Raw genomic sequence first — 14913 nt, 5'->3', positions numbered from 1 at the left:
ATGGTTTCGGGGCAGGTGCCGCGGCGAGTGAGGAAAACCAAAGGCACCGCCCTCCTTGGACCGCAGGGTTCTGGGAAAGTAAGTCATTGCCAGGTAAATGTGAAGAGACTATCTTGAAAGATGGTCTCTTTGCCTTTTACTGCGTAAAAACTCCAGGTAAGAAAGGGCTGGGGTCGGTTCCACCTGTTCGAGCCACACATTCAAGTGATGATCGTAAGCTCAGTGTGTGTCCGATACTGTCCACTGGACAGTATCGCCTGCGCCGCTCAGTAATTCTTTGGGGTATACGGCTTGGCCGAAGACCTTCAGCCGATGAGCGTTTCTTTGAGGGCTTGCGGCTTCGGCGAAAGTGTCCACCGGACACTTTCGTCATGGACACTTTCGTATACCGAACACGGAAGTTCGAGTACCCTCCAGGGCTGATACGAAAGCATCAAGTGGTGGTTTCGGGGTAGGTGCCGCGGTGAGTGAAGAGAACGTGAGGCACTGCACTCCTTGACTGCAGAGTCCTGGGAAAGTAAGTCGCGGTTCAATCCATTAGATTCTTAGCCGGTATATTTTTTTCTCCCGTCATCCTCCCCCTAATCCTGTGTTCTGGTGCGTATATCTTAATATATGACATGCTTTTTATTGGCAAAGGGGATGGTTAACATGGTTTTTGACCTTTTCATAAGTACTATATTTATTGCCTTTCTTGGGTATGCCCTTTGCTATATGGCTGCAGCTGAAAAGAAATCAAAACGCAAGTACAAATAATAAGTACAAATAATAAGTACAAGTAATTTGAACTGTAAATCTACTTATCTTGAAAATAGGCCTTGCTTGGAAATACACATAAGATCGTTTCATTATAAGAGCATTATAAGAGAAAGAACTACGTTGCTAGAGCGTAGTTCTTTCTCTTATAATGAAATCATAATTATTTTACCATAAGTTTCCCCCTAAGGTTGTTGTTGGCTATGTTTATGGTAGCAATTGAGTGGATTTTGGCAGTTTGGGGGATTTAGATCTTCTTAAAGAGAACATCCAACCGTAACCGCATAAGGACTATCTGGAAAAAAGCCGAAATATAGTGACAAGACCTCGAAGCTTATGTATTATTTAACAAGAGGAATTTATGTTTATGATATCGAAATAATTGTATAGATCGCAAAAATTGAATATAGATTGTTAAGATCGAGTAAAGGATGGTTGTTTTGTTGTCAACAAATAATAATAATATTGCCTATAATTCTGGGGAAATGGGGCAAGCTCCCCTTCTTCCTTCCCCACGGAGAAAGGGGCTTAACTTCAAGACTAAGTTAGCTTTCTTCCTCAAAGATGGATTTTTCTTTTTCACGATTATTTCACTTTTGCTTAAATCTATTGTCTTCATTGGTGTAGCCAATAACGATGGAACGAACTTTAGTTTAGTTAAAGCGTTTGCAAGTTTTAGCTCACCTCCCCCGCTTAGTGTTTATGTTTTCTTTATAGTGATTTTTGTCAGCTTTACTTTTTTATTTCGAGGTAAACGTCATTACTGGGCTTTACTCGGTATTAATTTTCTAATCTCTTCTTTCTTGATTGCCGATTTAATGTATTTTCGAGGGTTTGGTAGTTTCCTCACACCCTTTCTTTTGAGTGAATCTTCTAATCTTGATCATCTTTTTACAACGATAATCTCCATGCTAAGGCCGGTGGATCTATTATTTGTTGTCGATTTAATCATTTTATCGGCTATTGGTCTACACGTGCGCAATCTCTATGCCCGTGCGGAAAGAAGTTTTTTACTGTGTTTTTGCTTACTCGCCGTCTCCGTTTCCGGTATTTATTATCAACATGTCCAGCTTGACCTTAATGGGAATGGCGAGACGATGCTTTTTAGAGTGGCCTGGGCACCAAATCAAACATTAACCAATTTATCCCCTCTTGGATATCACCTTTATGATATCTACAATTACTACGAAGACACGAAGCCTTATACGCTCACAGCTCAGGAAAATCAGCAGCTCAAAACTTGGTTTACCAACAAACAGGAGAATTTACCGCCGAATCAATATGCGGGGCTTTTCAAAGGAGAAAACCTACTTGTCATTCAGGTTGAATCCTTGGAAAACTTCGTCATTAACCAAAAAGTCAATGGGCAGGAAATTACTCCGAATCTGAATAAACTTTTAAACAATAGCCTCTATTTTTCAAATTATTATGAGCAAGTCTACAACGGAAATAGCTCAGATGCGGAATTGATGACGAACACTTCAGTTTATCCGGCGCGGAACGGGGCGACATTTTTCCGTTTTCCCCAAAACACCTATAATTCGTTACCGAAGCTTTTGCAAAGTCAGGGCTACACTACCCAGGCGATCCATGCGGATAAAGGAGCCTTATGGAATTGGATGCCTGCACTCCAATCAATCGGTTTTCAAAAGACGACTGATGCGGCTTATTTCAAGCAAGATGAACAAATCGGGTTAGGAGTGAGTGATGGAAGCTACCTCAAACAAATTGTTCCGCTTATTACCCAAGCGAAACAGCCCTTTTATAGCTTTATGGTGACATTGTCGAGCCATAGCCCTTTTGATTTGCCGGAACAGTATCAATCGCTTAATATCGATGCGGAGCTTAATAAGACGAAGTTAGGGGGCTATTTTCAAAGTATTCATTACACTGATGAGCAACTTGGAATTTTCTTGAAGACTCTCGAGGAGAAAGGAATCTTAGCGAACACTACCATTGCTATCTATGGGGATCATACTGGGGTGCATAAATACTACAATAATGAAGTTCAAGCCATGAATGCTCCAGAAAGTTGGTGGCTTGATGATTCCAAACGTATACCTTTGATCATATTCAATAAAGGGTTGGCAGGACAAAAAATTAAAACTACGGGTGGGCAGATCGACCTTTTTCCAACCTTAGCCTATCTCATGGGGATTCAAGAGGAGCAATATAAAAATACGGCCTTCGGTCGGAATCTCCTGAATACTCAGAAGAACTTCGCGGTTCTTGCGAACCGAGAATATCTTGGAGATCCAGTTTCGCAAGCTGAACAGAACAAGGAAATTGAGGGAATAGATCTTGCAGATTTAAGCCTGCGCAGTAATTATTTAAAAGTTATTGGATTTGAAGAATGAAATTGCTTGATAATTAAATGCTCCTCCGTTTTGTATGTTTATGACGCTAACCTTCCATAATATAAAGGAAACTCACTTCAGGTCGAGTTTTACATTCTATCTTAAGTTGAGTTGAATGGAAATAGAATTGAAGGAGCGTCATACTCATGTTACAAAATAATGAGGACTTAGCGGAAGAGTCTAATAATCCAGAAGTGCAGAACATCAAGGAGTTAGGGCAGATTCAGATACCGGAACCCGCTGAAAACATTTTTTGCTTGACCGTTGTCGGGCAAATCGAAGGACATCAGATCTTACCTGCTCAAGCTAAGGCAACAAAGTACGAACACGTGATTCCTCAACTGGTTGCAGTCGAGCAAAATCCTAAAATTGAAGGACTTTTGCTGATTTTAAATACTGCAGGGGGAGATGTGGAAGCGGGGCTGGCGATCTCCGAGCTAGTTAGCAGCTTAAGTAAGCCAAGTGTGTCTCTGGTTCTTGGCGGTGGACATAGTATCGGGATTCCGATTGCCGTCAGTTGTAGCAGAAGCTTTATTGCTCCAACCGGAACAATGACGGTACACCCGATTCGTTATACCGGATTGGTGATCAATGGTCATCAACAATTCGAGTATCTTCAAAAGATGCAGGAGCGAATTAATAGCTTTATTGTTCAACACTCTAAAATGTCTGAAGAAGATTTGAAGAAATTGATGTTTGCAACAGGTGAACTAGCTCAGGATATTGGAACAATCCTTATTGGACAAGATGCGGTCAATGTAGGTTTGATTGATTCCGTCGGGGGATTGAAAGAAGCTTATGCTGAAATTAAACGCTTAATTGATGAACAAAATAGGGATTAGAAAATCAGAAAAACGGGCATTATAGCCCGCTTTTTTGCACAGGTAGAGTTTCTATATTATACTATTGAGGGAATAGGGAAATTATCAGGTAATAAATGGCTTGAATGAGAGGAAACCAGCCTTCAACAGAGAAGGTATGAAATCAAGAATATTAAATTGGAAAATTTTGAAGGTGTGGGGGATTATTTGTGGCGAAAAGAAAAACACGCCGCACGGTGATAAAAAGACCAACGTTAAAAGAAACCGTACAGCATGAGGTCGTTGGAATTTTGGCTTTAGGTTTGGCAGCACTGGGAATTGTCATGCTTTATTCAGGACCGAGCGGATATTTGGGTGAAAAGTTAAAATATGCCCTGACTGTTTTTGCAGGCGGGGGTAGAATTTGGGTGCTGATTCTTCTCGGACTTTGGGGTGTCGCCTATATGAACCGACGTCATTTTGAAAATGGATGGCGGAGCGGTGGCGTACTCCTCCTTTGGCTCGTTCTGGAGGGAATACTTCATTTGCAACTTCCAGGAGTCGAAGCCTTTTCTCAAACGGATCTCTGGCAAGCTGGCAAGAGTGGACAGGGCGGCGGAATTGTTGGTGCAGGGATTGTTATTCTCTTAAAATCCTCGGTTGGAATTGCCGGAGGTTATGTCATTTTGATTATGCTGGCTTTGATTGGGGCCTTACTGGTGACAAATCGATCTTTAATTGGTGGGGTTCAGGAAGTGAAGCGGATTGGTAAGCAGACGGGAGAGTGGGTCAAGGAACAGGTCGGAGAATTTATCTACGTTGTTCAAGATTCCGAGTCCGAAGAAATTCAGGAACCTAACCTGAAAAAGGATCCAATCATAAATAAAACCCTAAAAAAGACGATGCGGAAAAAGGATATCAAGGATGAGCCAATACCAAATAAAGTCCTTGATCCTGATGTTGCGGAACGCCCGCTCATTATTCATACATTGCAGGATAGTCTGGATTATCCTGGATCAGAAATGAATTCTCAAAATTTAGAAGTAACGGATTCAGCGAAAGGTGTAGATGAGAATCATCGGCAAGAAGAAATCCTGCCTCCTGGGAAATTAACTGGAACGCCAATTTCTCGACAGATTCAAAAAGATAAGACTGTTTATCAACTACCCAATTTTACGTTGTTACAGAAGTCCTTAAAGGTTAAAAATCCACGGATTAATAAGGACTTAGCAGATAATGTCAAGATCCTTGAGGATACACTGGGAAGCTTCGGGGTTAGGGTAAAAGTTACGCATGTCACACAAGGACCAGCTATTACTCGTTATGAAGCGCAGCCCGCGCCAGGGATCAAAGTGAGCAAAATCACCAACCTTGCGGATGATATTGCCTTGAGTTTAGCATCCTCGTATGTCAGGATTGAGGCTCCTGTTCCCGGAAAGTCAGTGGTCGGGATTGAAGTACCGAACAGTGAAATTGCGATGGTTCATTTTAGAGAAGTTCTCGAAACGCCCGAATTTCATAATGCTAAGGGCAAATTGTCGGTGGCTTTGGGTAAAGATATTACGGGGACTCCCATTGTTGCCGATTTAACTAAAATGCCGCATTTACTGATTGCGGGTGCGACTGGTTCCGGAAAATCCGTTTGTGTGAACACGTTAATTAACAGTATTTTATTCAAGGCTCGCCCGGATGAGGTTAAATTTTTACTTGTCGATCCGAAAATGGTGGAACTTACAAATTATAATGGCATTCCTCATCTGATCGCTCCGGTCGTAACGGATCCGAAGAAGGCTGCAGGGGCCTTGAAATGGATCGTTACAGAGATGGAAACGCGCTATGAACTATTTGCAGCTTCAGGGGTACGTGATATTGTGCGCTATAATTTTTTAAAGACCCAAGAGAAAAAAGAGGCTTCACCCCCTCTACCTTATGTGGTCGTGATTATTGATGAGCTTGCCGATTTAATGATGGTTGCACCAGGCGAAGTAGAGGATTCCATTTGTCGTTTGGCGCAGATGGCTAGAGCTGCAGGTATTCATCTCATTATTGCTACCCAGAGACCCTCAGTAGATGTCATTACAGGCTTAATCAAGGCGAATATTCCTTCACGAATCGCTTTTGCGGTATCCTCACAGACCGATTCGCGGACGATCTTGGATATGAATGGGGCAGAAAAGTTATTAGGACGCGGGGATATGCTCTTTTCCCCCATGGGTGCGAGTAAACCCATACGTGTGCAAGGATGTTTCCTCGCGGATAAAGAAGTAGAAAATGTGGTACGGTTCTTACAGAACCAAGCGACCCCTGAATATCAGGAGATCCCTAACATTGAAATCGGAAGTAGTAAAGTCGAGGCAGCGGGGGATGAATTGTTCCATAAAGCCTCACTTTTGTTCCTTGAATCAGGCAATGCTTCTGTTTCTCTATTACAAAGACGGCTCAGAATTGGATATACGCGTGCTGCGCGTCTTATGGATTTATTGGAGGAAAAAGGAGTGGTTGGAGGGTACGAGGGTTCAAAACCTCGTGAAGTACTCTTGACACGAGGACAATTCGAACAGAAATTTGGTTTAATGGATGAAATTGTCGGTAAATAAGTTGCGGATTTTGCAAGTAGGATTTATGATAAAAGGGGAATGTAAGGTTTCCAGAAGGGATTAGGATGATTCGCGAAATTACTGTAGAAGAATTGGAGAATTTAGAGAATCCAATTTTTGTTGATGTGCGTTCAGAAGGAGAATATCGGGAGGCCACAATACCGGGTGCTCTAAATCTGCCTCTTTTGAATAACGAGGAAAGGGCGCAGGTGGGAACAACCTATACCCAAACTTCGCCTAAATTAGCTCGAGAAGAAGGGTTGAAATTCATCAGCCCGAAACTGCCAAATTTGGTCCAACAGGTAGAACATTGGTCAGAACAAGGTCCGCTTGTTCTTTTCTGTTGGCGAGGTGGGATGAGAAGCAAAGCCTTAGCGACGGTTTTGGACCTCATGGGAGTTTCAGTTTACCGTTTGAAAGGGGGGTATAAGGCTTACCGTAAAACCGTATTCGATTTTTTTGAACAGAATTCATCCCTAAAATTCTTTGTCTTGAGGGGAAATACGGGGGTTGGCAAAACGGAAATCCTCACCCAATTAAAAAGAGACGGCTATCCGGTGATCGATTTGGAAAAATTAGCGAATAACCGAGGGTCAGTCTTCGGAGACTTAGGGTTAGGGGCTCCCCCCTCACAAAAGACGTTTGAGGCTTTACTTTATGATGAACTCGGGAAAATCAGAGCTAACGGTCATTCGTATCTTGTTGTTGAATGCGAAAGTAAACGTCTTGGACGAGTAACTTTACCAGTCAAATTCTATGACGCCATGCAGCAGGGCACACAAATTCTTGTTTATGATTCCATCCCAAACCGCGTTAACCGATTAATCAAGGAGTATACGGAAATTCCGGAAGCTATACCGCAGATCCAGGCAGCCCTTCTTCGGCTGGATAAGACCCTTGGACAGAAGAAGATAGAAGAATATAATTCACTTTTGGACGGAAATCATTTAGCTAATTTTACCGGTAATCTACTTGATTATTATGATGCGCTTTATGGGTATCCCAATGAGGCAAGCTTTGATTATGATTTCAGTGTCAGTCAATGTTATCCAGAGCACGCGATAAGGGAGTTGGAAGGCTATCTCGTGGAGCGTAGAGATGATCAAGATGGACCAACATCTTGATCTGAAGTGCAAAATAAGTTTGGAACGGCTGGATGAAGTGATGATTTTCTAAGTAATCTGCCTAGCTATATCGTTTTACTCGGGAAGGCTAAGTATGCCTATGACATGAATATGAGCTATTCTGTATTTGACGTGAGCTAAATTTTTTAAGGAGGGTTTTGTATGGCAGGCGAGGGACAACTCCTTCAGGCAGCACGTGAAAATAAAAGGTGGAGTTTAATCGAAGCGGAAGAAGCGACCAAAATCCGGGTGCGCTATCTGGAAGCAATGGAAAAAGAAAATTATGAGATCTTACCTGGAACGACTTACATTAAGGGTTTTTTACGTACGTACTCCAAATATCTTGACTTGAATTCCGAGGATATATTGGAACTTTATAAGGAAAGTGAACCAGTTATTCAACCGAAAAATGAGTTTGTTCCTCAGGCGGCCCAGCAAAGACCTATGTGGTTTAGGCCCATGGTTGCAGTAGTGGTTGGTTTGCTTGCAGTAGGAACGGTAGCGGTGATTGCGTCAATGAGTAAGCCTCAGGGAACGGTCCCTACGGCAGAATATACGCCTGCTCCTTTACCCAGTGCTCCGCAGCCGGAACAAAAACCAGTGACGGAGGCTAATCCTGCCCAACCCCAGACAAATACGCCCCAGAATCCGCCCAGCGTTACAGCAGCAACGACAGATGGCTTAAAGGCTAAACTTGTTTTTACCGAACTCTGCTGGTTAGTCGTGAATGTCGATGGTCAACATGCTCTGGAAGGAACATTTTCTCCAGGAACAACGAAAGAACTAACTGCTACTGAAAATATTGAATTTGTCACGGTCGGGAATGCAGGAGGTATAACGATTACTCTCAACGGAAAAAACGTTCCCGCCTTAGGGACATCTGGACAAGTCGTAAATAATGTCGTTCTCAATAAAGCCACCTTGGTCCAAATTTCCGCGCAAGCTCAAACTGTACAGAATCCTCAAACCTCGGCACAACCGCAATAACTATTTCTAAACAAGAATGTAAATAATGTAGAGTAAGGAGAGAATGGCTTTGGCTAAGGAATCTTCGTTTGATATTGTTTCCCAAGTTGAGATGCCAGAAGTGAGCAATGCGGTCCATCAAGCACAAAAGGAAATTGAACAACGTTTCGATTTTAAAAATAGCAAATCTTCGATTGAACTTCAAGACGATAAAATTATCTTAGTTTCGGATGACGATTTTAAACTGCGTAACGTTGTAGATATCCTAGAGAGTAAACTGGTCAAAAGACAGGTTTCTTTAAAAGCGCTGGATTATGGAAAAGTTATTCCTGCTGCAAGTGATACAGTACGACAAGAAGTTAAATTGGTTCAGGGAATTTCTCAGGAAAAGGCTAAACAAATCAATAAACTGATTAAAGAGAGCAAGATTAAAGTAGCGAGCTCCATTCAAGGCGATCAAGTTCGTGTTTCGGGTAAGGATAAAGATGACCTGCAGTCTATAATTGTCCTTCTCCGACAACAGGATTTAGGGGTTGACCTACAATTTATCAATTATCGGTAGAAATGTTTTTCAGAGATCTCCCACTTCCAGTGGGAGTTTTCACTTTTATTCGATGGCTACAGGAGTTTAATCAAAACTTTTTATTCTACTAGAGTTCATAATAGTTTCTTAATGAAATTTTACGAATTGGAGTGATACTCATCAAAACCCCACAGTTTTTACCCGTAAATCGAGAGGATATGAGAAAACGTGGTTGGAAGGAATTAGACTTCCTCCTGATTACAGGAGATGCTTATGTCGATCATTGTACGTTTGGGATAGCCATTATTTCTAGAGTGTTAGAAAAAGAAGGTTATCGGGTGGGAATTATCGCCCAACCGGATTGGCAGGACCTTGAATCCTTTAAAGTTATGGGACGCCCTCGGCTTGCTTGTCTCATCTCAGGGGGAAATCTTGATTCCATGGTTGACCACTATACTGCGGCTAAAAAAAGGCGCTCCAAGGATGTTTATTCCCCGGGTGGAAAAGTTGGACTAAGGCCAGATCATTCAACAGTTGTTTATTCAAATCGTGTACGAGAGGTGTTTCCAGGACTTCCTATCGTGATCGGAGGGATCGAAGCTTCCTTAAGGCGGTTTGCCCATTATGATTTTTGGAGTAATAAGGTGAAGCATTCGATCCTCCTGGATAGTCAGGCGGATTTACTCGTTTTCGGCATGGGAGAAAAGGCTATCGTGGAAATTGCCCAACAGTTGAAGGCGGGAACTCCTGCGCGAGATATTCAAGGGATCCGAGGGACAATGGTTCATTGGCAGGAAGAGCTTCCTGAAGAGGTTATTGAACTCCCCTCCTACAAGGAAGTCGTTGAGGATAAACGAAAGTATGCTGAAGGGTTTTGGATTCAATATAATCAACAGGATCCGTTTCGGGGGCAGGCAATGCTTCAACGACACGGCAAAGAAGGCGTATTGCAGTATGCTCCTGGATATCCACTCACACAGTCCGAGATGGATGCGGTCTATGCTTTACCCTACAACGGGACCTATCACCCCATGTATGAAAAAGAGGGCGGGGTTCCGGCCATTACGGAAGTCGAGTTTAGTCTGGTCAGCGCACGGGGCTGCTATGGTTCCTGTTCCTTTTGCGCGTTAACTTTTCACCAGGGCAGGATCATTCAAAGCCGCAGTGAAGAATCCATTGTTCGGGAAGCAGAGCGCTTGACCTGGCATCCAAATTTTAAAGGGTATATTCATGATGTTGGTGGACCCACTGCCAATTTTCGACGTCCTGCGTGTGAGGCTCAACTAAAAAGGGGTGCCTGTCCTCATCGGCAGTGCCTTTATCCCTCACCTTGTGAGCAAGCCGATGTGGATCATGGAGAATACATTCAACTCTTGCGTCGCTTAAGAAGTCTGCCCAAGATTAAGAAAGTCTTCGTCCGTTCCGGTATCCGTTATGATGTTGTCCTGGCTGATAAGAAAACCGACTTCTTACGTGAGCTTTGTGAATATCATGTGAGTGGACAACTTAAAGTAGCACCCGAGCATGTAAGCGATCGGGTGCTCAAAAGAATGGGGAAACCGGGAAGAAAGGTCTATGACACCTTTGTCAAGGACTTTAAGGATATCAATAAAGAGTTGGGCAAGAAACAGTATCTGGTTCCCTATCTTATGTCTTCTCACCCCGGAAGCGGGCTGCGTGAGGCGATTGAATTAGCGGAATACGTTCGAGATATGGGCGTTAATCCAGAACAAGTTCAGGATTTTATCCCGACTCCGGGGACTCTGTCTACATGTATGTATTATACCGGGTTAGATCCCCGAACGATGGAAATCGTTTATGTTCCACGAAGTATGGAAGAAAAAGCGATGCAACGGGCGTTAATTCAGTATCGAAATCCCAAGAATTACGCTCTCGTTGAAAAAGCACTCAAACAGGCTCATCGCGAGGATCTCATTGGCAATGGGTCGAAATGCTTAATTCGACCAAGAAATACCTATTATAAGACGAGCCGGATATCCGGCAAAGCAGCGGGCAAAGTATCAGGTGATGGAAAAAGACCGGATTTGAAGCTTAGAGAGTTTAGTTCAAAGAGAAAGTCTAGAAGGTCCGAACCCATAAAAACAGAACATCTAGAAACTGAACGCCCCCTCAAAACTGAAAAAAGAGCTCGAATTACGGATAAAGTAAACGGTCTTTCAAAAACAAAACACCCTAAAACCAGTCAGCTATCTGGTTCAAGTACGAAGGGCCCAAGGAACCCAAGTCAACAAAAAGGAAAAAGAAAAAAGGTTAAATAACGCCCCCAAACTCATCGTTTAAAGCATCTTCGACTTCATCGATAGCAATAACCCCTAGCTCCTTGACATAAGTTGGCTCATATTCTGGAAATTCCTCAACAGTAAGGGGCTCCTCTGAATAGAATTTGAGGAAGGAAAACCAGGTTCCCTTGTCATCCTTCTGAAGATACTTAAGTTGGTAAAACTCAGAACTATCTTGTTGACTCTGAAACACAATGGACTGTCCGGGTAGCACAAAAATGACAATTACATCCTCATATTTGTGATTGGATAGTCTCCCGATAAGGGATTCAACCAGAGAAGAGAAATCCTGGGGACCTTCCTGGTCTTCCCAATAAAACTCTAATGATTGGAGACCCTTTTCTTCCATGATATCGGCTAAATCATCGATTCGTGAGACAACCAGCGAGGGCAGGGTATACTGGTCACATAGTTTACTTCCACAGTGATAGATGGGGACCTGATGAATATGCCCCAGACCCTGAGCTAAGTCGATCGGAATTGTTCGCTTGCTTAAATAACCGGTATCACCGCAACCGCATAAATCAATGGGAGAAAGTTCTTTCATAGTAAAAACGCCTCACTCTTTAAATATTCGGCAGGATAAGACAACCAAGTCTGCCCGCTCTGTTTTGATCAATTCTTATATACTTATATATTATAGGACAAAAATCCTTTTGGGAAACTTTCTTATTTCCTAATTTAGTTCTTAATCTTAATTTGATGGTCTGAATAGTTTTTGACCGTTAAGAAAAGTTGGTTTATACTGTTAGAAGAATGCATAAGGTTAAACAGATATTGAGGTGCAATTTTTGAGTAAAAAAGTAGCTATTGTTACGTTAGGATGTCCCAAGAATCAGGTGGATAGTGAGATTATGTCTGGTCGGATCAGTGAGAAATATGATTTAGTCGAGGACCCTGAACAAGCGGATATCATTATTGTCAATACGTGTACCTTTATCGATAGTGCCAAAGAGGAATCTGTCGATACAATTCTCGAGATGGCTCAATACAAGAAGGAAGGTCAATGTAAGACCCTACTGGCAGCGGGCTGTTTGGCTCAACGATATGGTGAGGAACTGATGGCAGAAATATCAGAACTTGATGGAATTTTAGGAACGGATAATCTGGCGGAGGTTCTTGAATTTATTGATGAAGCTCAAATTCATAAGACCAGACATGTGACTCAAGGGGCTCCTCAATTTCTTTATGATGACACGATGTCAAGGCAGCGTCTTTCTCCGAAACATTATGCTTATGTAAAAGTAGCAGAAGGATGCGACAATTTTTGTACCTATTGTGTTATTCCAAAGGTGAGAGGTCATTTTCGCAGCCGTCCTGAAGAATCTATTCTTCGCGAAATCCAACAGATGGCGGAGGAAGGTGTTAAAGAAATCCTGCTTATTGCTCAGGATACAACGCGATACGGCGTGGATCTTTACGGAGAATTTAGATTACCTTCGCTAATCCGTAAAATAGCAGAGATTCAAGGAATTGAATGGATCCGTCTGATGTATTGCTATCCTGATTTATTTTCAGATGAATTAATTCAGACCATGAAAGAAACGCCGAAGGTGTGCCGCTATCTTGATTTACCCCTGCAACATGGTGATGATCAAATATTAGCGGCGATGAATCGTCGGGGAACCAGCGAGGAAGCGGAGATCTTGATTCAAAAGTTACGTCAAGCAATGCCGGATATCCGAATTCGCACAACGATGATCACGGGATTCCCGGGAGAATCAGAAGATCAGTTCGCCAATTTAATTGCTTTTGTCAAACGGATTGGTTTTGATCGTTTAGGGGCGTTTGCTTATTCACAAGAGGAAACTACACCTGCGGCACAACGTGAGGATCAGGTTCCAGTAGAAATCCGTGAACAACGTCGAGACGAGCTAATGCAGTTTCAACAAGGGATAGCTTTAGAACGACAGCAACGCTGGATCGGGCAGACATTAACGGTTCTGATTGAGGAAAAATTACCAGATGGACGGTATCTCGGACGTTCCGAAGGGGATGCACCAGAGATTGATGGCTCAGTCTATGTGAACTCTGCACAGGAATTAGAAACCGGGGAATTTGCTCAAGTGAAAATCCATGACGTGGATAGTTATGATTTAATGGGAGAGGTTGTTTCGTGAATTTACCCAATCGACTCACATTAGCCCGAATCTTTTTAATACCGATATTTATGGCCTTTCTGCTGATTCAAGATGCGAAAGGGCACAAGATAATGCCCTATCAAAATATTGTAGCGGCCCTGATTTTCATCTTGGCGGCTACAACTGATGGCTTGGATGGTTATATCGCTCGGAAGCGCGGTCAGGTCACAAATCTCGGCAAATTTTTGGATCCGCTGGCGGATAAACTTCTGGTATCAGCAGCGTTGATTTCCCTGGTCGAGCTTGGGGATGTACCCGCATGGATTGCCTGGGTCATTCTTGGCCGAGAGTTTGCAGTCACAGGGCTGAGGGGAATTGCAGCAGCAGAAGGGACCATTATCAGTGCGAGTAAGCTCGGCAAGATTAAAACCGTTACCCAAGTGATTGCCATTTCTGCGCTGCTCTTGGATGATTGGCCGTTTTCACTCCTTCATATACCCATTGGGCAACCTTTCCTCTATATTGCCTTATTCTTTACGTTGCTCTCAGGTATGGACTACTTATTAAAAATGAAGAAGCTTTTCCGCAAGTAAATTAATCAATAAAGACAAAGTTGATGGATTGTTAAATAGATGTACGTAGAAGAAGAATTCTCCAAAAGGACGAATTCTTCTTCTTATTTTCCATGAAGGTATTTATGCTCATTTCCTTTATATCCGTTACTAACGAGGTTATTCTTAAATTCCACCTGAGTTTAAACTTGTCAATTGTGGATATATTTATATATCAGGTTAGTATAGAATCAATGCTATAATATTATACGTAATTGATATATCAAGTTCGTAGCGAGAACGCGAAGTGGAGGGTACACATGTCTATGATGAAACAGAGGATCGCGCGGATTAGCCTTGTGGGGATTCTAATTTTCGGGCTTTTATTGGGTGGTCAATTTATTTATAAAAACAATTGGGTTAATGGGCATTTAGCGAAAGATAGTCAACAAATCAGCGGCGTCCTTTCAGCTCAGGTTGTTTCAGAAAATGGCCAACAAATCCTTGAGGTTACAACTGACCATCTGCAAAATTTAGCAGAGGTAGAGCAACAGCTTGAAAAACTTGCGGGTCAACGTCCGATCCGTTTAAAAGACCAAAGAACACCGGAATTAGAAAAGCTGCTGGCGAAGATGGAGTTTCCGCTCCAAGAAGGTATTGCTCGCGGGGATTTCGTTCAAATGGAACAAACGCTACAGCAGCAAGCGGCCCAAACCGGGGTAACTATCGATCTTTCAATGAACAACGAGAAAATTTTCTTAAACTTAACTCAGGGACAAGCCCAGTTACTTGAGGTTGTGGAACGCAGTACCCAAGGGAAGTTTTTAGCGTCAGTGAGTCAATGAGAGGAGAAGATAA

At 42.6% G+C, this 14913-nt stretch carries 12 protein-coding genes; 11 read left to right on the top strand and 1 reads right to left on the bottom strand.

Going from position 1 to position 14913, the window contains the following annotated elements; all coding sequences use genetic code 11:
• From VM640_RS10410 to VM640_RS10375, 8 genes are all read left to right on the top strand, one after another.
• The coding region (locus VM640_RS10410; protein ID WP_325391924.1) for a hypothetical protein at positions 1-455 on the top strand (455 nt) is incomplete at its 5' end.
• Positions 456-1199: 744 nt separating this feature from the next.
• The gene (locus VM640_RS10405) at positions 1200-3113 is read left to right on the top strand and encodes an LTA synthase family protein (protein WP_325391922.1); all 1914 of its coding nucleotides are present in this window, start codon (positions 1200-1202) and stop codon (positions 3111-3113) included.
• Positions 3114-3259: 146 nt separating this feature from the next.
• A complete protein-coding gene (locus VM640_RS10400; RefSeq protein ID WP_325391920.1) occupies positions 3260-3955 on the top strand; it encodes a ClpP family protease in 696 nt (231 codons plus the stop codon).
• A 188-nt stretch (positions 3956-4143) separates the two neighbouring features.
• Positions 4144-6510 (top strand): DNA translocase FtsK, encoded by a 2367-nt coding sequence (locus tag VM640_RS10395; RefSeq protein WP_325391918.1) that lies wholly within the window; start codon positions 4144-4146, stop codon positions 6508-6510.
• A gap of 65 nt (positions 6511-6575) precedes the next feature.
• Complete coding sequence (gene mnmH, locus VM640_RS10390) at positions 6576-7634, top strand: tRNA 2-selenouridine(34) synthase MnmH (RefSeq protein ID WP_325391916.1); 1059 nt, start codon at positions 6576-6578, stop codon at positions 7632-7634.
• A gap of 162 nt (positions 7635-7796) precedes the next feature.
• Positions 7797-8621 (top strand): helix-turn-helix domain-containing protein, encoded by an 825-nt coding sequence (locus tag VM640_RS10385; RefSeq protein ID WP_325391914.1) that lies wholly within the window; start codon positions 7797-7799, stop codon positions 8619-8621.
• A 49-nt stretch (positions 8622-8670) separates the two neighbouring features.
• Positions 8671-9162, top strand: a complete 492-nt coding sequence (locus VM640_RS10380; RefSeq protein WP_325391912.1) for a YajQ family cyclic di-GMP-binding protein — start codon at positions 8671-8673, stop codon at positions 9160-9162.
• A 179-nt stretch (positions 9163-9341) separates the two neighbouring features.
• On the top strand, positions 9342-11402 hold the full coding sequence (locus VM640_RS10375; protein WP_414647955.1) for a YgiQ family radical SAM protein: 2061 nt from the start codon (positions 9342-9344) through the stop codon (positions 11400-11402).
• Here the strand turns inward: VM640_RS10375 and VM640_RS10370 are convergent.
• Positions 11395-11970, bottom strand: coding sequence for a hypothetical protein (locus tag VM640_RS10370; RefSeq protein WP_325391908.1), 576 nt, complete (start codon positions 11968-11970; stop codon positions 11395-11397). The genes VM640_RS10375 and VM640_RS10370 overlap by 8 nt on opposite strands.
• 244 nt (positions 11971-12214) lie before the next feature.
• Between VM640_RS10370 and rimO the strand changes: the two genes are divergently transcribed.
• The 3 genes from rimO to VM640_RS10355 all read left to right on the top strand — a co-directional run bounded on the left by rimO (position 12215) and on the right by VM640_RS10355 (position 14900).
• Positions 12215-13543, top strand: coding sequence for a 30S ribosomal protein S12 methylthiotransferase RimO (rimO, locus tag VM640_RS10365; RefSeq protein WP_325391906.1), 1329 nt, complete (start codon positions 12215-12217; stop codon positions 13541-13543).
• Positions 13540-14097 (top strand): CDP-diacylglycerol--glycerol-3-phosphate 3-phosphatidyltransferase, encoded by a 558-nt coding sequence (gene pgsA / locus VM640_RS10360; protein WP_325391904.1) that lies wholly within the window; start codon positions 13540-13542, stop codon positions 14095-14097. The genes rimO and pgsA overlap by 4 nt, the downstream gene beginning before the upstream one ends.
• 278 nt (positions 14098-14375) lie before the next feature.
• Positions 14376-14900 (top strand): hypothetical protein, encoded by a 525-nt coding sequence (locus VM640_RS10355; protein ID WP_325391902.1) that lies wholly within the window; start codon positions 14376-14378, stop codon positions 14898-14900.
• Positions 14901-14913: the final 13 nt, after the last annotated feature.

This window comes from Desulfitobacterium sp., from assembly GCF_035539115.1.
Lineage (GTDB): Bacteria > Bacillota > Desulfitobacteriia > Desulfitobacteriales > Desulfitobacteriaceae > Desulfitobacterium_A.
The sequence above is the reverse complement of the archived record's forward strand: the minus strand, read 5'-3'. Positions and strand labels throughout refer to the sequence as shown.

What these genes read in the sequence shown, in the direction of transcription:
- VM640_RS10400 (WP_325391920.1), top strand. Translation starts at nt 3,260, where the DNA reads ATGTTACAAAATAATGAGGACTTAGCGGAAGAGTCTAATAATCCAGAA.
- mnmH (WP_325391916.1), top strand. Translation starts at nt 6,576, where the DNA reads ATGATTCGCGAAATTACTGTAGAAGAATTGGAGAATTTAGAGAATCCA.
- VM640_RS10385 (WP_325391914.1), top strand. Translation starts at nt 7,797, where the DNA reads ATGGCAGGCGAGGGACAACTCCTTCAGGCAGCACGTGAAAATAAAAGG.
- VM640_RS10375 (WP_414647955.1), top strand. Translation starts at nt 9,342, where the DNA reads ATGAGAAAACGTGGTTGGAAGGAATTAGACTTCCTCCTGATTACAGGA.
- VM640_RS10370 (WP_325391908.1), bottom strand. Translation starts at nt 11,970, where the DNA reads ATGAAAGAACTTTCTCCCATTGATTTATGCGGTTGCGGTGATACCGGT.
- VM640_RS10355 (WP_325391902.1), top strand. Translation starts at nt 14,376, where the DNA reads ATGTCTATGATGAAACAGAGGATCGCGCGGATTAGCCTTGTGGGGATT.